Origin of the sequence: Stakelama marina (assembly GCF_018122655.1) — a bacterium.
Taxonomy (GTDB): domain Bacteria; phylum Pseudomonadota; class Alphaproteobacteria; order Sphingomonadales; family Sphingomonadaceae; genus Sphingomonas; species Sphingomonas marina.
The window spans coordinates 390307-411659 of record NZ_JAGRQC010000002.1; the positions used below are offsets into that span (position 1 = coordinate 390307).

The window sequence follows — 21353 nt, forward strand, 5'->3', positions numbered from 1 at the left end:
ACGGGAGGGGAGATTAGGAGAGAAAAATGGCACGCGTTGGATTTATCGGGCTCGGCAATATGGGCGGCGGGATGGCGGCGAACCTCGCCAAGGCGGGGCATGACGTCCATGCCTTCGACCTGTCCGAAGAGGCGCTGGCCAATGCGAAGGCGAACGGTTGCCTGCCCGTGGAAAGTGCTGCCAAGGCCGCCGAGGGTGCCGAAGCGGTCATCACCATGCTGCCCGCAGGCAAGCACGTCGCCGAAGTGTATCGCGATTCGGTGTTCGGTATCGCCGATACCGGCGCGGTGCTGATCGACTGTTCGACGATCGACGTCGCCACCGCGCGCGACGTCGCCGATCAGGCGGCGGCGAAGGGACTGCTGGCGGTCGATGCGCCGGTATCGGGCGGCATCGCGGGCGCACAGGGCGGCACGCTGACCTTCATGGTCGGCGGCACCGACGAGGCGTTCGAGCGCGCGCAACCGTTCCTCGAAGATATGGGCAAGGCGGTGATCCACGCCGGCGGCAGCGGCACCGGACAGACCGCCAAGATGTGCAACAACATGATTCTGGGCGCGACGATGATCGCGACCTGCGAATCGTTCGTGATGGCGAAGAAGCTGGGGCTCGACCCGCAGAAATTCTACGATATCGCATCGGTATCGACCGCGCAGAGCTGGTCGATGACGAGCTATTGCCCGGTCCCGGGCGTCGGCCCCGAAGCACCGTCGGACCGCGACTATGCCGGCGGCTTCGCGACGGGCTTGATGCTCAAGGATCTGCGGCTGGCGATGGACGCGGCGGCAACGGTCGACGCCGACACGCCAATGGGTGCGCGCGCGACCGAACTGTACCAGAAATTCGCCGAAGAGGGGCATGCCGGCCTCGACTTCTCAGCGATCATCAAGATGCTCGCGCACGAGGAATAGGGCCCGGGCGGATTTTCGCGAAGGCGATACGCCGTAACATCCGAAGTCGCTTGCCGCGGCGGGGCTTCCGACTGCGAGAAGCGGGCGTCATCCTGACCGAAGCCAGGTTTCATTGGCGTTACGTCAAATAATCTCGCGGTGCTCGGATGGAAGCGCCAACGCGGCGCTACCACCGCCTCACATCGGTTCGAACTGGTCCATCCAGTCGTTGGTGATGAGGACGCGGTCGCCGAGCTTTGCCTGCGAATAAAGCATCGCGGCAAATTCGTCGGGCAGGCCGACACAGCCATGCGTGGCGGTATCCACCTCTACCTTGCTGCCGTGGATCGCGACGCCATCGGTCGTGAGCTTGAGCATGTAGGGCATCGGCGCGCCTTTATAGATGTTCGACACATGATCGATGTCGCGCTGGATGATGTGAAACTCACCCATCGGGGTGGGTTTCTTGTCATCGCCGTAGATGATGACCGATCGACCAATCTCGTTACCGCCGCGATAGACGTGGAGAAGTTCGTTATCGAGATCGACGACGATCGTCAGCGGCCCCGGCGCGACGCCGTCGTCATCCCAGACATAGTCGCCATAGGTCAGGTCGCCCGGAAGCTCTAGAACCGTCTTCACCGGAAAGGACGCGGCAACTCCGCGCGGCTTCGCACTTGCCGGGGCGGCGGTCGTCAACGCGGCGAGTATCGCCAGGGCGAACGGCGCCATTAACCAAGTCCTCATGCGGCGAATACCCGATGCGAACACGATCACGACCAGTCCTCCATAGTGCTTCCTGCGCTTTACATAGGTGAACGACAGGTAAATCACCATGTCGATTCGCGCGGCGTACCAGTTCGGAACGGTAACCATGATCGTAGGAAGCATGCCCCCCGCCTGCACAGGAGCGACGGCGACGGGTCACGGCGGTGGCAGGCGTGATGGGAGAGCAATAAAAAAGGCCGGACCGCACATGGCGGCCCGGCCCTTTTGCCGTAGCGGCCTGGCCGCCTATTCGCGTTCGCCGTCGACGATGCGCGGCAGCTTCAGCGGATTGTCGTGCTTGACCGGCTTGGGAAGCAGCGCGTCGGGCAGGTCCTGATAGCAGACCGGGCGCAGGAAGCGCTCGATCGCCGCCGTACCGACCGAGGTCGTGCGCGGATCCGACGTTGCCGGGAACGGCCCGCCATGGACCATGGCATAGCTCACCTCGACGCCCGTCGGCCACGCATTGGCGAGGATGCGGCCGGCCTTGCGCTCAAGCAGCGGAACCAGCTTGGCGGCCTCTTCATGGTCGCCTTCGTCGATCTGGAGCGTCGCGGTGAGCTGACCTTCCATCCCTTCGAGCACCTTGGCGATCTGATCGAAATCGGTGCAGCGAACGATGATCGAGGCTGCGCCGAACACTTCGTGCGCCAGCTCGGGATTGTTGATGAAGGCTTCACCCGTCGTTTCGAACAGCGCCGCGCGGCCACGGTTGCAGCCCGTGCCTTCGGCGCCGCGGGCCAGCGTCTTCACCTCGCCCTGCCCGCTGAGCAGTTCGACACCCTTGTCGTAATTCTTGTGGATGCCGCTCGTCAGCATGACCTGCGGCTGCGCCTCCGACAGTGCCTCTACAGCGGCTTCGGCGAAGGTATCGAGTTCGGGACCGTCGATCGCGACGACCACGCCCGGATTGGTGCAGAACTGCCCCGAACCCAGCGTCAGCGAGCCGACATAGCCCTTGCCCAGATCGGCGCCGCGCGCCTTGAGCGCATCGGGGAACAGGACGACCGGATTGATGCTCGACATTTCGGCATAGACCGGGATCGGTTCGGGCCGCTTCTGCGCCAGCTCGACCAGCGCCAGGCCGCCGGCGCGCGAACCGGTGAAGCCCACTGCCTTGATCTGCGGATCGGTGACGAGCGCGGCGCCGAGTTCGTTCGACGTGCCCTGAACGAGCGAGAAAACGCCTTCGTGCAGGCCGCATTTCTTCACCGCATTGGCAATCGCGCGCGCTACCATCACCGACGTTCCGGGGTGCGCCGGATGGCCCTTGCACACGACCGGGCAACCGGCGGCGAGCGCCGAGGCGGTGTCACCGCCCGCGACCGAAAAGGCGAGCGGGAAGTTCGACGCGCCGAACACGGCGACGGGGCCGACGGCGATACGGCGCTGGCGCAGATCGGCGCGCGGCAGCGGCTGACGGTCGGGCATGGCGTTATCGACAACGACCTCTGCCCAGCGGCCCTGGCGCAGAAGCTTGGCGAACAGACGGAGCTGGCCGCAGGTACGACCGCGCTCACCGGTCAGGCGCGCCTCGGGCAGGCCGCTTTCGGCCATGGCGCGCTGTACGAGTCCGTCGACATTCTCGATCTCGTCGGCAATCGCCTCGAGAAATGCGGCACGATCTTCGGGGTCGGTTTCGCGGAAGCTGTCGAACGCTTCGTCGGCCAGCTTGCAGGCCTGCGCGACATGCTCCTTCGTCGAAACGGCGAAATCGGTGTCGAGCGCCTCGTTGGTCGCGGGATCAACCGCGCGGAACGTCTCGCTGCTGGTCACCGCCTGGCCGCCGATCAGAAAACTGCCGTCCATGTGTCTTTCTCCCATTTAATTCGTCATACAAATTACAGTCCGTCCCGCGTGCGGGCGGGACGAAGCGGTCGGGTCCCTACATAGGTAGCTTGAGCGAGAGCGCTACCGCCCCCGACCGTTCAATTTCGCACGGTCGTCGCGACAAATGCCGCGCCGATCGCATCGCGCAGCGGTTTTGGGTCGAATACACTATCATACGGGCAAGGGCGCTTCGCCGTTCCATCGGGACGCGGCGACTGGTTCTGCAACCCGCTGTATCGGTCAGACATACCGCAGAGCACATTGCCCATCCGCGGATAGGCGAAGACGAGGTCGAACAAGAAACACTCAGGCCCTGTCGGCGGCACCATGGATCCGTCATCGGACTTCTCCCGCCAGGCACCACCGACCCGGCGGCTCCCGTCACTCCGTTATCGTCAGCACCGTCTTTTTGAGGTCAACCGAATTGTCGCCGGTCATGATGTCGAAATCACCCGGTTCGACGACATGATTCATATCGAGATTCCACAGCGCGAACGCTTCGGGCGTCAGCGTGAAGGTGACGGTGCGCTGTTCGCCCGGCTTCAGCGTCACCCGCTGAAAACCCTTGAGCGCCTTGACCGGCGTGGTGACCGAGCTGACCTGATCGCGGATATAGAGCTGGACGACCTCGTCGCCGGCCATCGATCCGGTATTCTTCACATCGACCGACACCTGAACCGAACCGCCCGTGCCGATCGTCGCCTTGGACAGGCGCGGCACCGACAGGTCGAAGCTGGTGTAGCTGAGGCCATAGCCGAACGGGAACAGCGGCGATTTGGGCGTGAACAGATAGCCGCGATGCGCCGACGGCTTGTAGTTGTAGTAAAGCGGAATCTGCCCGACATCGCGCGGAATGGTGACGGGCAGCTTGCCGCCCGGATTGACCGCGCCGAACAGCGTGCGGGCGAGTGCGGTGCCCGTCTGTTCGCCCAGATACCAGCTCTCCATGAGCGCATTCGCCTGATCGGCGACCTTTACCGTGGCAAGCGGACGACCGTTGGTCAGCACCACCACGATCGGCTTGCCGAGCGCCTTGAGCGCGTCGAACAGCGCCTGCTGCTGGCCGACCATCTTCAGGCTGGCGCGGTCGCCGAGATGGCCCGCCGCCCAGCCTTCGCGGCTGGTCTGTTCGTTGCCGCCGATATTGAGGATGATGGTGTCGGCGCCGCGCGCGACCGCCACCGCTTCCTGGATACGTTTCGCGTTTTCGGCCGGATCGGCGAGTTCGACCTTGTCGGCCCACCAATCGTCATTCTTGGTGATCCGGACGCCCTCGGCATAGGTCACCTTCGCCTTGTCCCCGACATAGGAGCGCACCCCGTCGAGCAGCGACACCGTGCTCGGCGGCTGGCCGTAATAGCCGCCGAGATGCGCCTTGGCGGCGTCGGGACCGATCACCGCGATCGTGCCGGTGGCCTTTAGCGGCAGCGTGCCGTCATTCTTAAGGAGCACGACCGCCTTTTCGGCGGCCTTCTGCGCCAGCGCGCGGGCGTCGGCGGTGTTGGTGACCGCCTCTGCCTCGCGCACATCGGCATAGGGATTTTCGAACAGCCCGGCGCGGAACTTCATTTCCAGCACATAGCGGACCGCTTGGTCGATCTCCGCCATCGGCACCTTGCCGTCGCGAACCTGCTTGACGAGCGTCTGGTAGGACAGCCCGTCGGGCAGATCCATGTCGACGCCGGCATCGAGCGCTTCGCGCGCCGCCTGTTCGAGCGAACCGGCAACGTGATGCAGGCTCTGGAGCTGGTCGATCGCCGAATAATCGCTGACCACGACGCCCTTGAAGCCCCATTCGCCGCGCAGCACGTCGGTCAGCAGCCATTTGTTGGCGTGCGACGGCACGCCGTCGATCTCGTTATAGGACGGCATCACCGCCTCTACCGCGGTGCGCTTGATGACCTGCTGGAAGGGCGGGAAGAAATAGTTGCGCAGCTCGCGCTCCGAAATCTGCGCGGGACCGACATTCTCGCCGCTTTCGGGCTGACCGTGGCCGGTAAGATGCTTGAGCGTGGCGAACACCTTGCCGGGGCGCAGCGTGCGGCCATGGCCCGGCCCCTGCAATCCCTCGACCGCGGCGACCCCCATCTCGCCGACCAGATACGGGTCCTCGCCGAAGGTCTCCTCGATCCGTCCCCAGCGCGGGTCGCGCGCGATATCGACGACGGGGCTGAGGGCCTGGGTGACGCCGCGGGCACGGATTTCGCGCGCGGTAACGGCGTTGGTCTGCCGCACCAGATCGGGGTCCCAGGTCGATGCCAGCGCAATCGCCTGCGGAAAGCTGGTCGCGCCGAGCGCGGCATAGCCGTGCAGGCCTTCCTCGTGGAACAGGATCGGGATGCCGAGCCGCGTCTTCGTCATCGCCCAGCGCTGCATGGCGTTGACCAGCTTGATCGTCTGCGCCGTATCGCGACCGGGCTCGACGCGCGGCGAGATCGGGCCGTGCGCGTCGGACGGACGGGCAACGCCACCGATCCCGTCGGGATAGGCTTTCGACGCCTTGGCAGGCACGAATTGCAGGTCCTTGTCGAAGACCTTGTCCTTGTTTTCCCAGATGACCTGAAGCTGCGCGACCTTTTCCTCGAGCGTCATGCGTGCGAGCAGATCATCGACGCGGGCATCGACCGGCGCCGAGGCGTCCTTGTAGACCGGTTGATCCGCCTGTGCCGGAGCGGGCGCTGCCAGAATCGCGGGTCCGGGCACCAGCGCAAGCGCCGAAACCGCGACGCATGCCGCCAGCCGAGCCTTGCCGAAATATCGCATAAATTCTCTCCCCCTCGAATATTGTCGCGGGCTCTGCGCGGCCCGCTGATGTGATAGCGCTATCACTCTTGCCCCGGCACGAACAAGTCAACCCTGTGCGTATCGAAAAAGGCGCAAATCGAACGTTACGCCGGCGCGTCGAACTGGACGAAGGGCATCGATTTGTTGCATCTGCATTTCACCAAACGCTTTTCGACCGGACGCATAGGCCGTGCGGTCCTAGCCAGTCGGAGCATGCCATGGCCACCACTACCCGCAAGCGTCGCAATGCCGGCAAACGGCAGGGCGCGCCGACGATTGCGGACGTGGCGCGCGTAGCAGGCGTTTCGCCGATGACGGTTTCGCGCGTCATCAACGGCGAGGCCAATGTTCGCGATAGCACACGCGAAAATGTGAACGCCGCGATCGCGCAGCTCAACTATGCCCCCAATACCGCCGCGCGGATGCTGGCGGGCGCGGGGCAGATGAAGATCGCGCTGCTCTACAGCAACCCCAGCGCGGGCTATCTGAGCGAGGTGCTGGTCGGCAGCCTCGACCAGGCGCGTAGCAGCGATGCGCAGCTGATCGTCGAGAAATGCGACCCCGGCGAACATGAGATCGAGGTCGCCAAGCATCTGATCAAGGGCGGCATCGACGCGATCATCCTGCCCTCCCCCTTGTGCGATTCGCAGGAATTGATCGCCGCGATCCGGGCCGAGGACGTGCCGCCGGTACTGATCGGCAGCGGCAACCCGGCCGACGATATCGACGCGGTGTGCATCGACGAGGTCTCGGCCGCGCGGACGATGACCAGGCATTTGCTGTCGCTGGGTCACCGCCGAATCGGATTCATCATCGGCAATCCCGCGCAAAGCATCAGCGCGCAGCGCCTCGAAGGCTATCTCTCGGCACTGGAAGCGGCAGGCATCCCGCGCGACGATGCGCTGATCGCGCAGGGCATGTTCTCGTACCGGTCGGGCCTCGACGCCGCTGAAAAGCTGCTCGAGGCCGACGATCCGCCGACCGCGATCTTTGCGAGCAACGACGACATGGCCGCCGCCACCGTCGCGATGGCGCATCGCCATCACCTCGACGTGCCGGGCGACCTTACCGTCTGCGGATTCGACGACACCACGCTCGCCACCGCGATCTGGCCCGAACTCACGACGATACGGCAGCCGATCGCCGACATGGCGCGGGCGGCGATCGAGTTGATGGTCGGATCGATTCGCCGCAAGCGCGCCGGTGAGGACGCACAACCGGCCCATAGCGAGCTGGAATATACGCTGATCCGGCGCCAGTCGGACGCCGCGCCGCGCCGCCGCCCGCGCGGCTAAGCCGTCTTGCGTCACCGCCTCGCGGCTGCCATTGGTAGCGCTCACACGGCCTGACCGGCAGCGTTGGGCACGACAGGAGAGGCATGGTGACCCGCACCCCCGTCAAACCCTTTCGCTCGCGCGACTGGTTCGCCGCACCCGGCCGATCGGACATGGCAGCGCTCTATCTCGAACGCTTCATGAATTACGGCCTGACGCCCGACGAGCTGCGATCGGGCCGTCCGATCATCGGCATCGCACAGTCGGGCAGCGACCTCAGCCCGTGCAACCGCATCCATGTCGACCTTGCCCAACGCGTGCGTGAGGGCATCCGGGACGCCGGCGGCATCTGTATGGAATTTCCGGTCATGCCGATCTTCGAGAATTGCCGTCGCCCGACCGCCGCGCTCGACCGCAACCTCGCCTATATGACGCTAGTCGAGACGATCTACGGCTATCCCATCGACGCGGTCGTGCTGACCACGGGATGCGACAAGACGACGCCGTCGCAGCTGATGGCGGCATCGACCGTCGATGTGCCCGCGATCGTGCTGTCGGGCGGGCCGATGCTCGACGGCTGGCACGAAGGCGAACTGGTCGGATCGGGCACCGTCATCTGGCGGTCGCGCCGCAAGCTGGCGGCAGGCGAGATCAGCGAGGAGGAATTTCTCGACCGCGCGACCGACAGCGCGCCGTCGGCGGGGCATTGCAACACGATGGGCACCGCATCGACGATGAACGCGGTGGCAGAGGCGCTGGGCATGTCGCTGCCCGGCTGCTCGGCGATCCCCGCGCCCTATCGCGAGCGCGGGCAGATGGCCTATGAAACCGGCCGGCGCATCGTCGACATGGCCTATGAGGACCTGCGCCCGTCGAAGATTTTGACGCGCGAATCGTTCCTCAACGCGATCCGGCTGGTCAGCGCGGTCGGCGGATCGTCCAACGCGCAGCCGCACATCATGGCGATGGCGCAGCACGCCGGGGTCGAGCTGTCATCGCTCGACTGGACGCAGCATGGCTATGACATCCCGCTGATCCTGAACATGCAGCCCGCAGGCGAATATCTGGGCGAGCGTTTCCACCGCGCGGGCGGCGTCCCCGCGATCCTCCACGAACTGGCGGCTGGCGGGAAGCTCGACACCGATTGCCTGACGGTCACCGGAAGGACGATCGGCGAGAATATCGAGGGCCGCCAGACGCGCGACCGCGAGATGATCCGCACCGTTGCCGAACCGCTGCGCGAACGCGCCGGCTATCTGGTGCTGAAGGGCAATCTGTTCGATTTCGGTATCCTCAAGACCTCGGTGATCTCCGACGAATTTCGTGAGCGCTATCTGTCGCGCCCCGACAAGGAGAACGTGTTCGAGGCAAAGGCGGTCGTGTTCGACGGGTCGGACGATTACCACCACCGCATCAACGATCCCGCGCTCGGCATCGACGAGGATACGATCCTGGTGATGCGCGGATCTGGCCCGATCGGCTGGCCCGGATCGGCCGAGGTGGTCAACATGCAGCCGCCCGATGCGCTGATCCGCAAGGGCGTGCAATGGCTCCCGACGCTTGGCGACGGCCGGCAGTCGGGAACGTCGGACAGCCCCTCGATCCTGAACGTATCGCCCGAAAGCGCGGTGGGTGGCGGACTCGCCTGGCTGCGCGACGGCGACATCATCCGCATCGACCTGAATGCGGGCACCTGCGACGCGCTGGTCGACGAGGCCGAGATCGCGCGGCGCATGGAGACCGACGGCATCCCCGCCTATCCCGAGGACCATTCGCCATGGGAGGAGCTTTACCGCGAAAAGACCGGGCAGCTCGAACAGGGCGGCGTGCTCGATTTCGCGGTCAAGTATCGCGGGATCGCCGCCAGGACGCCGAGGCACAACCATTGATGCGCCGGCTGCTGCTTGCCGCGTCGGCGCTCACGACCATCGGTGCTGCGCCGCAATCGGCACCGGTCGCGAGCTTCGACTGGTTCGCCTATCGCGGCGCCGACCCGATCGACAGCGCGGTCGAGCCCGGCCCCGGCCAGTATCGCAACCCGGTCCTGGCAGGCTTTCATCCCGACCCGTCGGTGCTGCGCGTCGGCGACGATTATTATCTGGTCAATTCCACCTTCGCCTATTTTCCCGGCCTGCCGATCTATCACAGCCGCGACCTCGTTTCGTGGCACCAGATCGGCAACGCGATCGACCGGCCCGACCAGTTCGATTTCGGCAAGCTGAGACTGTCGCGCGGTATTTTCGCGCCCGATCTGAGCTATCATGACGGCACCTATTACCTCGCCGGGACCTGCGTCGATTGCGGCGGCAATTTCGTGATGACGGCACGCGATCCGGCGGGGCCATGGTCGGACCCGGTGTGGAACAAGATCGAAGGCATCGACCCGTCGCTGTTCTTCGACGCCGACGGCAGCGCGTGGATTCTCAACAACGGCACACCGCCCGAGCCGCCGCGCTATGAAGGGCACCGCGCGATATGGATCCAGCGCATCGACCTGACAACGCTCCAGCCATTCGGCCCGCGCACCGTCCTGATCGACGGCGGCGTCCATCCGGCCGAAAAGCCGATCTGGGCCGAAGGACCGCATATCTATGCCCATGACGGGTGGTATTATCTGTCGACCGCGGAAGGTGGGACGGCGGAAAACCATTCGCAGACGATCTGGCGCAGCAAGTCGGTCGACGGCCCCTATACGCCGGGACCGATCAACCCGATCCTGACGCAGCGCGACCTGCCGGCGGATCGCGACCATCCCATTACCTCCGCCGGGCATGCCGATTTCGTCACGACGCCGTCGGGCAAATGGTGGGCGACGTTCCTCGCGACGCGGCCCTATAAGGGTGACTTCTACAATATCGGGCGCGAGACCTTCCTGCTGCCGGTGACGTGGCACGACGGCTGGCCGCTGATCCTGCCCCCAAAGACGCCGATCCCCTATGTCCATAAGCGCCCCGACCTGCCGCGCGAGGCCGATCGGGCACGACCGCAGACGGGTGCCTTTTCCTATCGCGACGACTTTGGCGGCGAGCGGCTGTCGCCGGCATGGTTGATGATCCGCAACCCGCATTCGCGCTGGTATGCGCAGGCGGACGGTGCCTTGCGGCTGACCGCGCGGCCGGCGCCGCTCGGCGGCAATACCCAGCCAAGCTATCTCGGGCGGCGGCTGCAACATCATCACGGCACGATCACCGTGCGGATGCATTTCGCGCCGAAACAGGCGGGCGACCGCGCCGGGATCGCGATCCTGCAGTCACAGGATTATTTCTACACACTGTCGCTGGCCGAGAAGGACGGTGGCATGGCGGTCGAGCTTCGCAAGCGCGCCGGAGCCGACGACCCGGCAGGCGGCACGGTGGTCGCGAGCGAGCCGGTGCGGATCAAGGCCGGCGCGCCGATCGATCTGAGCATTCGCCCCGATGGCGCGCGGATCGGCTTCGCCTATGCGGTGAAGCCCGGCACATGGCACCGCCTGCCCGACCAGGATGCGACGATCCTGAGCACGAAGACCGCGGGCGGGTTCATCGGCGCGACGGTGGGACCGTTCGCGACCGCGGCGCACTAGCGTAACGCCGAAGCTGAAATCCGGTCGATGCCGCGCTCCAGCTTTCGCAGGAGTACGGCGCCAGGCGGTTGCTGTCGGCGCCTAGCGCCAGCCGGCATCGACCCAATATTCGTGGCCGGTGCACATCCGCGCGTCTTCGGAAGCGAGGAACAGCGCGAGCGCGGCGACGTCGGCCGGCTGGATGCGGCCGTCGAGGCACTGCGCCGCGACGATCTCCGCCTCGCCTTCGGGCGTGTACCATTTCTGCTGGCGCGGCGTCTGGACATTGCCGGGAACGATCGCGTTGACGCGGATATTGTCGCGACCGAGATCGCGCGCGAGCGAGCGGGTCAGCCCCTCGATCGCGGCCTTGGCGGTCTGATAGACAATGAGATCGGGCAGGCCGAGATGCCAGCTGATCGACCCGAAGTTGATGACCGAGCCGCCACCTGCGCGCTTCATCATCGGCGCGGCCGCCTGAATGGCGAAGAAATGGTGGCGCAGGTTCACCGACAGCCGGTCTTCCCAATATTCGGGCGTCACGTCGCCGATCGTGTGGCGATCGTCATTGCCGGCATTGTTGATGAGGACGTCGATGCCGCCAAAGGCTTCCTCTACCGCCGCGAACGTCGCCTTCAGACTGTCGATGTCGGTCAGGTCGCAGTGATGATAGGCCGGGGCATATTTCGCATCGGGCGACAGCGCATCGACCAGCGCGTTGCTCGGTTCGTCGGCGATGTCGAGAAACGCCACCTGCGCGCCCTGCGCGACAAATGCCTCGACCAGCCCTGCGCCGATGCCCGATCCGCCGCCGGTAATCAGCACGCGCTTGTTTTCCAGGCTCGGATAGACTGCGCGCTGCGCCGAAACGGGTTTCTGTTCTAACACCACTTTGTTCCTCGATATCGTGCCCCGGCGACGCCGGGACGAAATTCAATCCTTGAGCAGGCCGCGCTCTGCGAGGTTGCGCATCAGCGCGCCGATGCCGACCGTCCACGGGGCCGCGTCCTTCGACGTTACGACGCGATTGACGAGCGCGCCGAGCCGCGGCGATGCGATCTTCACCGTATCGCCGACCTTGTGCGTGAACCCGCGGCCGGGCACGTCGCGGTCCTGTACCGGCGCGAACAGCGTGCCGAGATACAGGATGAACCCGTCGGGATAATGATGCTCGCTCATCGCCTGGCGGAGCAGCTCTTCGGGGTCGCGGCTGATTTCGCGCATCGAGCTGACGCCGTCGAGGACATAGCCGTCCTCGCCCTCGATCCTGAGCGTCACCTCGCAACCGCGAACATCGTCCATCGTGAAAGCGTCGTCGAACAGCCGGACGAACGGGCCGAGCGAGGCCGAGGCGTTGTTGTCCTTCGCCTTGCTGAGCAGCAGCGCCGAACGCCCCTCGAAATCGCGCAGATTGACGTCGTTGCCGAGGGTCGCGCCCACCGGCTTGCCATGCGCATCGGCGAGCAGTGCGACCTCCGGTTCGGGGTTGTTCCAGGTCGAATCGGACCGCACGCCGATCTCTGCGCCCCAACCGACCGTCGAGAGCGCGGGCGACTTGCTGAAAATCTCTGCATCGGGGCCGATCGCGACCTCGAGATATTGCGACCACATACCGTCTTCGATGAGCGCGGCCTTCAGATCGGCAGCCTCCTGCGAGCCGGGCACGACCGACCGGATCGAACCGCCGATCCGCGATTCGAGCCGCTCGCGGATCTCGGCAGCGCTGTCGGCGTCGCCGCGCGCCCGTTCCTCGATCACGCGCTCGATCGCCGAGATCGCGAAGGTGACGCCCGCCGCCTTGACGCATTGCAGGTCGATGGGGCTGAGAATGCGCCGCTGCGCATCGGTGTCGGCGGACAAGCCGAGTTCGGCGAGCGGGCCGAGCGCTTCACCGGCATCGGGATCGAACGCACCCTGTTCGACGAGCATCGACACCGTCGGCGCGACGCGGCTCATGTCATAGGCGGTTCCGCGCACGACGAGCAGCGGCAACGGCCCCTCGCCGAAATCGGCGCGGCCCAGCAATGTCGCCTGTTCCCAGTCATTTGGTAATGCCGCGGCCAAGGCCGCCCATGCGCCGTTCATGCCCCTCCGGTCCCCTTATCTTGTTAGCGCTACCGTATCACTGCCGCGTACACGGTCAAGTATGACAAATGCAACCGCTATCGGCAAACCTCGTCGAGCGTGTCGAGCGTGTCGAGCGTGTCGAGCGGACCATGCGCCGGCGCCACCGACACTCCCGCAGCAGCCGCGCTCGCGCCGAGCGATGCCGTAGGCCCCGCGAGCGAAAGGTTCGTGGCGAAGCGGTAAAAAGGATCCCGTTCGGCCTGCGGCAGCGGCACGAACCGGAATCCCTCGCGCTGGTACATGTCGAGCAGCCGCGGCAGCATTCGCGCATCGAATGCGCCGAGATGCATCAGCAAGACATAGGGAATTTCCCGCCCCTGGGTCAGATAGGACAGTATCCGAACGCGGCGCGCCTCCGCCCGCGCGGCATCGAGATAGCCCTTTTCGAGCCGCGCGATCGCAGCACGGTCGCGCTTTGCCACGCAGCGCGCATAGGGAGCATTCCACGCATAATCGTCGAAGCTCATCGTGACGGCGGCAACCCGGTAACCGCGCTGTCCCAGCCATGACCGAAAGCCGTCGCGCTTGGCCGGTGTGTCACCTTCGTCGAGAAAGGGGTAGCGGAACCAGCGCCAGTCGCTCTTGCCGCCGACACGCTTCAAGACGGGCTCGTTCTTGGCGACATCGTCCTCGAACTTCGCGAGCGGCACCTGCCCGAGATGGCCATGCGAATAGCTGTGATTGCCCAACGCAAAGCCGGCCGCACGCCATGCTGCGACGACCTTCGGCGAATCGGGATTGCCGACGCCGAAGCCGCCATTGAAGAATCCGAACGGATGATCGACGCCGTGCGCCTTCAGCGCCGAAATGATGCGGTGGACGATATCGAGCCGCGTCTCGCCCTGCGGCAGCGGACCGTGCGCGGGGATGTCGTCGAAGGTGATGGCGATTTTCGGCGGCTGCGCCGCGGCCGCGCCAGCCGCACCGATGGCGGCGGCGAGACCCGCGACAAGCGCGGCGCGGCGCAGCCCGATCATTTGAACAGGTCCAGCGGGATCGCATCGGCCATGACCTTGTAGCCATGTGGCCCCGGATGCAGCCCGTCGCCCGAATCGATGTCGCTGCGCAGCCGGTCGGGATGCGCCGGATCGCGTGTGATGCGATCGAAATCGATGACGGCGTCGAAATTGCCGGGATGACGAATCCAGGCGTTGATCGCCTGACGGTCGGCTTCGCTGAGCGGCCCCGGATGATAATAGCCCGACGCCGCATCGGGCATGATCGTTCCGCCGATCGCCTTGATGCCGTGCGAGCGCGCAAGCAGCACCATCTGTCGGAACGCGCCGATGATCCGGTCGACCAGCGCCTTGTGTTCGGCTGCGCTGACAGGCTTGTCGCGCGTCAAGGTGCCGAGATCGTTGATCCCTTCGAGCACGATCAGATAGCGCACGCCCGGTTGGGCAAGCACGTCGCGGTCGAAGCGGGCGAGCGCGTTCGGGCCGAGACCGTCGTTCAGGATACGGTTGCCACCGATACCGAGATTGAGCACCGAGATATCGCGCGTATCGGGATCGGCCTGAAGCCGCTCGGCAAGCCGGTCGGGCCAGCGGTCGTTTCCGTTGGTGGTCGAGGCATGGCCGTCGGTGATCGAATCGCCCAGTGTGACGATCGCGCGGCCATCCTTGGGCGCCTCGACCGCGACGCCAGCGAGTTGATACCAGTGATCGACCGTCCTCGCATCGGGCAGGTCGGCGGCCGAAAGGTGATCGCCGGGCACGACATAGCTCGTCGCGCGCGAGCCCGGATGGCCGGTCTGGCGCGCGGGTGCTTCCGGCAGGTGCATGGTCACGGTGACGCTGGCGAGCGGTTTGGCCGCAAATGCGACCGGGTCCGACCAATAGGATGCGCCCGCCGGTATCGTCACGCTGTCCGATCCGTCGAAGGTGACGGTGCGATCGCTGCCGGGCGCGATGCGCGCGCTGTCGGGCGCAGCAGAAAGCGCGACATGCACACCGTCGACGACCAACGGCTGCGTGCCGAAGGCGTTGGAGAGCTGAACGCGGATCGTCTTGCCGCCGCTCGACAGCCGGACGACCTGACGCAGCGTCGCATCGTTGAGCGCGTCGTCGGGGAGCGCGTTGTGCGGTTCCGGTATCTGCTGCGCCGACGCCCAGCTTCCGACCCAGTTCGGTGCGCTGTCCTGCGCCAGCACGGCGGTCGGCGATGCCGCCAGCAATGCCGCGGCTATCCATCCGGCTGTCCGTTTCATGGAAGCTCCTCCAACCTTCATCATTTCGCGATCCTTTCGATCACCGCCTTGGGCACCGGCTGCCAGCGCGGCACGACCAGGTGGATGACCAGCAGCGCAAGCAGGTAGGCGCATGCCGCCACGACGAAGATCGGTTCATAGCTGCCGACCGTGGCCAGGATGATGCCGGCGAACTTCGCCATGATCATGCCGCCGATAGCGCCCGACAGGCCGCCGACACCGACGATCGAGCCGACCATCCAGCGCGGGAAAAGGTCGCCCGGCAGCGCGTAGAGATTGGCCGAAAAGCCCTGATGCCCCGCACAGGCCAGCCCGATGAGCGCGACGGCGACCCACATGCTGCTCGCCATCGTCGCGAACGCGATCGGCACCGCGCACAGCGCCATGATGAACATCGCGGTCTTGCGCGACCGGTTGGTGCTCCAGCCCTTGCCGAGCAGCCGCGAGCTGATCCACCCGCCGAGGATCGACCCGCCATCGGCGAGCAGATAGACCGCGACAAGCGGCGGCCCGAATTCGCTGAGCGACAGGTGAAACTGCTTCGAAAAGAAGTCGGGCAGCCAGAACAGGAAGGTCCACCACACCGGATCGATCAGGAAGCGACCGAGCATATAGGCCCAGGTCTGGCGCACGCGAAAGATCGACGCCCAGGCAACCGGGCGCTGCGGCTCGGTCGGCTCCGCCTCGATCCAGGCGAGTTCGTCTTCCTGCACGCGGCTATGTTCGCGCGGACGGCGATAGAAGATCAGCCACGCGACGATCCACACCGCCGACAATGCGCCGGTGATGATGAACGCCGCGCGCCAGCCCATGCCAAGCGTGACGACGATGAACGGCACGAGCAGCGGCGTGACGAGCGCGCCGACGTTCGAACCGGCGTTGAAAATGCCGATGGCGAGCGCGCGTTCGCGCTTGGGGAACCATTCGGTGACGGCGGCAAGCGCCGCCGGAAAGGTCGCCGCCTCGCCCGCCGCGAGCGGAAGGCGCGCCCAGATCATCCCCGTCGTCGTGGTGAACGCGATGTGGAGGACATGGCCGAAGGTCCACAGCGCCATCGCGATCGCATAGCCCAGCCGCGCGCCGATCCGGTCGATGATCCGGCCCGAGACGACATAAGCAAGCCCATAGACGAGCTGGAAATAGAGCGCGAGATCGGCATAGCCCGATTCGCTCCAGTTATAGCGCGCGGCGAGATCGGGCTTGAGCACCGGCAGCACGAGCCGGTCGACATAGGACAGCACGACCGCGAAGAAGAGGAAGCCGCACACGATCCAGCGGACGCGCCCGGCTGGCGGCGAAACGGGCTTCGTCGGAGCCGTGCCATCGTCGGCTGCGCGGGTTTCGTCGCGAATTTCGGCAGCCTCGGTCACAGCATCACCGCGTCGCTGCGCAGAAGAAATTCAGCGGTTTGGGGTGCGACCATCGGCTCCTCGTCCTCCAAAAAATCGTTTCACCGTCTTCGGCGGCGGTTTGTGATAGCGGTATCATCGGCTAAGGGGATGGAGTCAATGACAGTCGCCCGACGAAGGGCGGCGCAATGTGCAAAGGGGAAGGATCGCCATGCGGCTGCTGCGCCTGTTCATCATCATCGCCGTGCTGGCACTCGTGCCCCATACTGCGCAGGCAGAGGATGGGTACGATCTCTGGCTGCGTTACCAGCCGGTCGGGCAGCAATGGCGTGACCGTTATGCGAGCGCGGCGACGCAGATCGTCGCGGCAGGCGACAGCCCGACGATCCGTGCCGCCGCCTCCGAGCTATCGCGCGGACTGGGCGGAATGCTTGGGCGTGGCGTGGCGACTGCTTCGGCGGTGACACGCGACGGCGCCGTCCTGTTCGGCACGCCCGCAACCTCGGCCGCGATCGCGGCGCTCGACCTCCCGCTCGCGCCGCTCGGCGATGAGGGGTATCTGATCCGCAGCGTTGACGTGGACGGCCACCGTGCGACGGTGATCGCGGCGAACAGCGATATCGGCGTGCTGTACGGCGCGTTCCGCTTCCTGAAGCTGATGCAGACGCGCCAGCCGATCGACGGCCTCGACATTTCCGACGCGCCGAAGCTGAAGCTGCGCGTGCTCGACCATTGGGACAATCTCGATCGCCATGTCGAGCGCGGCTATGCCGGGCTATCGCTGTGGGACTGGTTCACGCTGCCGCAGTGGCACAATCCGCGCTACACCGATTATGCGCGCGCCAACGCCTCGATCGGGATCAACGGCGCGGTGCTGAACAATGTGAACGCACAGGCCGAAATCCTGACACCGCGCTATCTGGACAAGGTCGCGGCACTCGCCGACATTTTCCGCCCCTACGGAATCAAGGTCTATCTGTCGGTGAAGTTCAGCGCGCCGATCGCGCTGGGCGGGCTGAAGACCGCCGATCCGCTCGATCCGAAGGTGCGCGCATGGTGGCAGGCAAAGGCCGATCAGATCTATGCGCGCGTGCCCGATTTCGGCGGCTTCCTCGTTAAGGCCAATTCGGAAGGCCAGCCGGGGCCGCAGGATTATCACCGCACCCATGCCGACGGTGCGAACATGCTTGCGGCCGCGCTGAAGCCGCATGGCGGCGTCGTGATGTGGCGCGCCTTCGTCTACTCGCAGCATGACAGCGAGGACCGCGCGAAGCAGGCCTATAACGAGTTCAAGCCGCTCGACGGCAAATTCGCGGACAATGTGCTGGTGCAGGTCAAGAACGGCCCCATCGACTTTCAGCCGCGCGAACCCTTTCACCCGCTGTTCGGCGCGATGCCGAAAACGCCGCTGATGCTGGAATTGCAGGTCACCAAGGAATATCTCGGCTTTAACACCCACCTCGCCTATCTCGGCACGATGTGGGCCGAAACGCTGGATGCGGACACGCATGCGCATGGCCCCGGCACGACCGTCGCCAGGCTGATCGAGAACGGCAAGGGCACCGGGCTGACCGGCATCGCCGGCGTCGCCAATATCGGCAACGACCGGAACTGGACGGGCAGCGAGTTCGACCAGGCGAACTGGTACGCCTTCGGTCGACTCGCCTGGAACCCGCAGGCCTCGGCCGAGCATATCGCGCGCGACTGGACGCGGATGACATGGAGCGAGCGCCCGCAGGTGGTGGACACCATCACCGCGATGATGATGCGATCGCGCGAGGCAGTGGTCGATTACATGACGCCGCTCGGCCTCGCGCACCAGATGGCGACCGGCCACCATCACGGCCCCGGCCCGTGGGTCAGCAATCTCGGCCGCCCCGAATGGAACCCGGTCTATTACAACCGCGCCGACGGGAACGGCATCGGCTTCGACCGCACGGCGAGCGGCAGCGACGCGATCGCGCAATATGCGCCGCCCGTCGCCGCCGAGTTCGGATCGCTGAAAACCGTGCCCGACAAATATCTTTTGTGGTTCCACCATGTGCCGTGGACCTATCGGATGAAGTCGGGCGAGACGCTGTGGGACGCGCTGATCGAACATTACGACCGGGGGGTGCAGGCGGTCGCCGGCTTGCAGCGCGACTGGGCGAGCCTTGCGCCCTTTATCGACAAGCGCCGCTTCGACGAGGAAACCGCCTTTCTGGAAATCCAGCACCAGGACGCGCTGTGGTGGCGCAACGCCTCGATCGCCTATTTCCAGAGCAAGTCGCAATTGCCGCTGCCCGCAGGCCATGCCGAGCCGCCGCACGACCTCGACTATTACGAAGCGATCAAGACGCCCTACGCGCCGGGACAGTAGCGCGCGGTTGATACCGCTACCAAATTTGCGACGGCGTGATATGATTGCTCCCCGAGCGGAAAAATCCGCCGATGCCATAGGGAGGATCCATGTTTCGACCCATCACCACGGCCGCACTGTGCCTGTCGTCGCTCGCAATGGCTGTTGCGCCGGCAGGGGCAAAGACCGACAGCCTGCCGGTCGGCACCTGCATAAATCTGGGCAACCACCTCGAATCGCCGACCGAATCGGCCTGGGGCGGTGTGCGGCTGAGCGACGGCGACCTGCAGAATATCGCCGATGCCGGGTTCGACACCGTGCGCATTCCCGTGCGGTGGGACAGCCATGCCGGAGGGGCACCCGATTACACGATCGATCCGGCCTGGCTCGACCGCGTGGAACATATCGTAAAGGCCGCGCTCGACCGGCATCTGAACGTCATCCTCGACGAGCATAATTTCGATGCACTGATGACCGATCCCGCCGCGAACAAGGCCGAGCTGGCGGCGATGTGGCGGCAGATCGCGGCGCGCTTCGCCGATTATCCGATCGATCGGCTATGGTTCGAGATCGCCAACGAACCGCATGACAAGCTGACCAATGCGAACCTGATCGAAACGCTTGCGCCCTCGCTCGCGGCCATTCGCGAGACCAACCCCGACCGGCCGGTGATCATCGGCGGCGAGTTCTGGAGCGGAATCGACTCGCTCAAGACGCTCGATCTGCCCGACGATCCCAATATCGTGCCGACCTTCCATTATTACGAACCGTTCGATTTCACCCATCAGGGCGCAAAATGGGTCAAGCCGTCCCCGCCGCCGGTGGGTCGAACCTATGGCACCGCCGACGATGCCGCGCGCCTGACACGCGACGTGCAAAAGGTGCGCGACTATATCGCGCGCACCGGAAAGACCCCGTTTATCGGCGAATCGGGCGCGTATGACCGCATCCCGCTGGCGCAGCGCGTGCAATATACCGCCGCGGTCCACGACGCCTTCGCGCCGCTCGGCATCGGTACCTGCCAATGGGCCTATACCAACACCTTTGCACTCTATGATCACAAGCAGAAGGAATGGCTGCCGGGCATGCTGAACGCGATCGGTCTCGGCACGGTTGAGGCAGGGAGAGAGGAAAAATGACCAAAGCTTCGATGGTGGCAGGCGTTGCCGCGCTGGCGATGCTGACGGCGGCCGAGCCGGCCGTACAAGCCGCCCAGCAGGACGATGCGCTGGCGGCACTCGACGCTAAACTGCCCGGCACGCTCATCAACGATCCGACGCGGCTCGACTGGCCGGTGAGCGGTGATGCGAAGGTCAAGTCGATCCGCGATTCGTCGATCCCCGGCGGGGCGGCGATGCACGTCCAGGTGCGAACGGCCGATCCAAAACAGCCATGGACAGTGCAGGCATCGATTCCGCTGACAGCCGGAATCGACAAGGGCAGCGACGTCGTCATCGGCTTTTACGCACGAACCATCGAAGCCGATACACCCGACGGCAAGGGCCGGATCGGCGTGCGTTTTCAGCAGAATTCGGAACCCTATCCCGGTTTCGGCGACAAGACGCTGAACATCGGCACGGACTGGCAGATGTACGAGGTCACGGCCAAGGCGGACCGCGACATCGCCAAGGGCGATGCGATCGTTTCGCTGCAACTGGCGGGCGCGAAGCAGGTGCTGGAAATCGGTCAGGCATTCGTAGCGTCGGGCGCGACCAGCCTGGGGAGCGCGAATGCGGCACCAAGCGGAACGGCCAGCGTGCCGGTGCCGGAGAAGCTGGCGGCAAAGGGCACCGTTATCAACGATCCCGGCAACCGCAACTGGGGCAGCTACGGACCGGCGCTGACCGCAGCGCCCATCAAGGTCGGCCTGCCCGGCGGCACGGCGACGCACTTCACCGTCGCTGCCGCTCAACCCCATGGTTATGACAGCGGCGTTGCCATCCCGATCCGGGGCGCGATCCATAGCGGCGAAAACCTGATCGTCGCGCTGATCGTCCGCGCCAGCCCGCAGGCGGACGGCGGCGCTACCGCGGTTGGTATCCGCATCCAGAAAGACGCCGAGGGCTATCCGGGTTTCGGCGACCATGACCTGCCGATCGCCGGCGACTGGCGGATGCTTCAGATTCCGATGCAGAGCGATATCGACATTCCGGCCGGTAAGGGATCGATCGTCCTGCACCTGGGTGGAGCGGCGCAGACCGTCGATGTCGGACCGGTCTATGTACTGCATGCCGGCGGGTGAC

The 21353-nt window shown here is 65.3% G+C and carries 15 protein-coding genes; 7 read left to right on the forward strand and 8 right to left on the reverse strand.

Annotation, left to right across the window (positions count from 1 at the left end):
- Positions 1-26: 26 nt before the first annotated feature.
- Complete coding sequence (gene mmsB, locus J7S20_RS08395) at positions 27-911, forward strand: 3-hydroxyisobutyrate dehydrogenase (RefSeq protein WP_284053791.1); 885 nt, start codon at positions 27-29, stop codon at positions 909-911.
- 177 nt (positions 912-1088) lie between these two features.
- Here mmsB and J7S20_RS08400 read toward each other — a convergent pair whose 3' ends face one another.
- From J7S20_RS08400 to J7S20_RS08410, 3 genes are all read right to left on the reverse strand, one after another.
- Positions 1089-1781, reverse strand: coding sequence for a L,D-transpeptidase family protein (locus J7S20_RS08400; protein WP_284053792.1), 693 nt, complete (start codon positions 1779-1781; stop codon positions 1089-1091).
- Between the two features lie 123 nt (positions 1782-1904).
- The gene (locus J7S20_RS08405) at positions 1905-3467 is read right to left on the reverse strand and encodes an aldehyde dehydrogenase (NADP(+)) (RefSeq protein ID WP_284053793.1); all 1563 of its coding nucleotides are present in this window, start codon (positions 3465-3467) and stop codon (positions 1905-1907) included.
- Between the two features lie 402 nt (positions 3468-3869).
- Positions 3870-6251, reverse strand: coding sequence for a glycoside hydrolase family 3 N-terminal domain-containing protein (locus tag J7S20_RS08410; RefSeq protein ID WP_284053794.1), 2382 nt, complete (start codon positions 6249-6251; stop codon positions 3870-3872).
- Between the two features lie 239 nt (positions 6252-6490).
- Here J7S20_RS08410 and J7S20_RS08415 point away from each other — a divergent pair, with 239 nt between their 5' ends.
- From J7S20_RS08415 to J7S20_RS08425, 3 genes are all read left to right on the forward strand, one after another.
- Positions 6491-7567, forward strand: coding sequence for a LacI family DNA-binding transcriptional regulator (locus J7S20_RS08415; RefSeq protein ID WP_284053795.1), 1077 nt, complete (start codon positions 6491-6493; stop codon positions 7565-7567).
- An 83-nt stretch (positions 7568-7650) separates the two neighbouring features.
- Positions 7651-9435 carry an IlvD/Edd family dehydratase gene (locus J7S20_RS08420; RefSeq protein ID WP_284053796.1) on the forward strand — a complete coding sequence of 595 codons (1785 nt, stop codon included), beginning with the start codon at positions 7651-7653 and terminating at the stop codon, positions 9433-9435.
- The gene (locus J7S20_RS08425) at positions 9435-11108 is read left to right on the forward strand and encodes a glycoside hydrolase family 43 protein (protein ID WP_284053797.1); all 1674 of its coding nucleotides are present in this window, start codon (positions 9435-9437) and stop codon (positions 11106-11108) included. Before J7S20_RS08420 ends, J7S20_RS08425 begins: the two co-directional genes overlap by 1 nt.
- A gap of 81 nt (positions 11109-11189) precedes the next feature.
- Here the strand turns inward: J7S20_RS08425 and xylB are convergent, their stop codons facing one another.
- The 5 genes from xylB to J7S20_RS08450 form a co-directional block, all read right to left on the reverse strand.
- Positions 11190-11975 carry a D-xylose 1-dehydrogenase gene (xylB, locus tag J7S20_RS08430; RefSeq protein WP_284053798.1) on the reverse strand — a complete coding sequence of 262 codons (786 nt, stop codon included), beginning with the start codon at positions 11973-11975 and terminating at the stop codon, positions 11190-11192.
- 45 nt (positions 11976-12020) lie between these two features.
- Positions 12021-13172 (reverse strand): fumarylacetoacetate hydrolase family protein, encoded by a 1152-nt coding sequence (locus tag J7S20_RS08435; RefSeq protein ID WP_284053799.1) that lies wholly within the window; start codon positions 13170-13172, stop codon positions 12021-12023.
- A 77-nt stretch (positions 13173-13249) separates the two neighbouring features.
- Complete coding sequence (locus tag J7S20_RS08440; protein WP_284053800.1) at positions 13250-14191, reverse strand: polysaccharide deacetylase family protein; 942 nt, start codon at positions 14189-14191, stop codon at positions 13250-13252.
- Positions 14188-15423 carry an SGNH/GDSL hydrolase family protein gene (locus J7S20_RS08445; protein ID WP_284053801.1) on the reverse strand — a complete coding sequence of 412 codons (1236 nt, stop codon included), beginning with the start codon at positions 15421-15423 and terminating at the stop codon, positions 14188-14190. Before J7S20_RS08445 ends, J7S20_RS08440 begins: the two co-directional genes overlap by 4 nt.
- 20 nt (positions 15424-15443) lie before the next feature.
- A complete protein-coding gene (locus J7S20_RS08450) occupies positions 15444-16691 on the reverse strand; it encodes an MFS transporter (protein ID WP_284054045.1) in 1248 nt (415 codons plus the stop codon).
- A 292-nt stretch (positions 16692-16983) separates the two neighbouring features.
- Between J7S20_RS08450 and J7S20_RS08455 the strand changes: the two genes are divergently transcribed.
- From J7S20_RS08455 to J7S20_RS08465, 3 genes are all read left to right on the forward strand, one after another.
- Positions 16984-19131: an alpha-glucuronidase family glycosyl hydrolase gene (locus tag J7S20_RS08455; RefSeq protein WP_284053802.1), complete on the forward strand. Its 2148-nt coding sequence runs from the start codon at positions 16984-16986 to the stop codon at positions 19129-19131.
- 89 nt (positions 19132-19220) lie between these two features.
- Complete coding sequence (locus J7S20_RS08460) at positions 19221-20249, forward strand: glycoside hydrolase family 5 protein (RefSeq protein ID WP_284053803.1); 1029 nt, start codon at positions 19221-19223, stop codon at positions 20247-20249.
- Positions 20246-21352 (forward strand): carbohydrate binding domain-containing protein, encoded by a 1107-nt coding sequence (locus J7S20_RS08465; RefSeq protein ID WP_284053804.1) that lies wholly within the window; start codon positions 20246-20248, stop codon positions 21350-21352. The genes J7S20_RS08460 and J7S20_RS08465 overlap by 4 nt, the downstream gene beginning before the upstream one ends.
- Position 21353: the final 1 nt, after the last annotated feature.

Bases quoted from the DNA above. Each gene is read 5' to 3' on its own strand.
- mmsB (WP_284053791.1), top strand. From the start codon at position 27: ATGGCACGCGTTGGATTTATCGGGCTCGGCAATATGGGCGGCGGGATG.
- J7S20_RS08420 (WP_284053796.1), top strand. From the start codon at position 7,651: ATGGTGACCCGCACCCCCGTCAAACCCTTTCGCTCGCGCGACTGGTTC.
- J7S20_RS08440 (WP_284053800.1), bottom strand. From the start codon at position 14,191: ATGATCGGGCTGCGCCGCGCCGCGCTTGTCGCGGGTCTCGCCGCCGCC.
- J7S20_RS08455 (WP_284053802.1), top strand. From the start codon at position 16,984: ATGCGGCTGCTGCGCCTGTTCATCATCATCGCCGTGCTGGCACTCGTG.
- J7S20_RS08410 (WP_284053794.1), bottom strand. From the start codon at position 6,251: ATGCGATATTTCGGCAAGGCTCGGCTGGCGGCATGCGTCGCGGTTTCG.
- J7S20_RS08460 (WP_284053803.1), top strand. From the start codon at position 19,221: ATGTTTCGACCCATCACCACGGCCGCACTGTGCCTGTCGTCGCTCGCA.
- J7S20_RS08400 (WP_284053792.1), bottom strand. From the start codon at position 1,781: ATGCTTCCTACGATCATGGTTACCGTTCCGAACTGGTACGCCGCGCGA.
- J7S20_RS08425 (WP_284053797.1), top strand. From the start codon at position 9,435: ATGCGCCGGCTGCTGCTTGCCGCGTCGGCGCTCACGACCATCGGTGCT.
- J7S20_RS08405 (WP_284053793.1), bottom strand. From the start codon at position 3,467: ATGGACGGCAGTTTTCTGATCGGCGGCCAGGCGGTGACCAGCAGCGAG.
- J7S20_RS08415 (WP_284053795.1), top strand. From the start codon at position 6,491: ATGGCCACCACTACCCGCAAGCGTCGCAATGCCGGCAAACGGCAGGGC.
- J7S20_RS08445 (WP_284053801.1), bottom strand. From the start codon at position 15,423: ATGAAACGGACAGCCGGATGGATAGCCGCGGCATTGCTGGCGGCATCG.
- J7S20_RS08435 (WP_284053799.1), bottom strand. From the start codon at position 13,172: ATGAACGGCGCATGGGCGGCCTTGGCCGCGGCATTACCAAATGACTGG.
- J7S20_RS08465 (WP_284053804.1), top strand. From the start codon at position 20,246: ATGACCAAAGCTTCGATGGTGGCAGGCGTTGCCGCGCTGGCGATGCTG.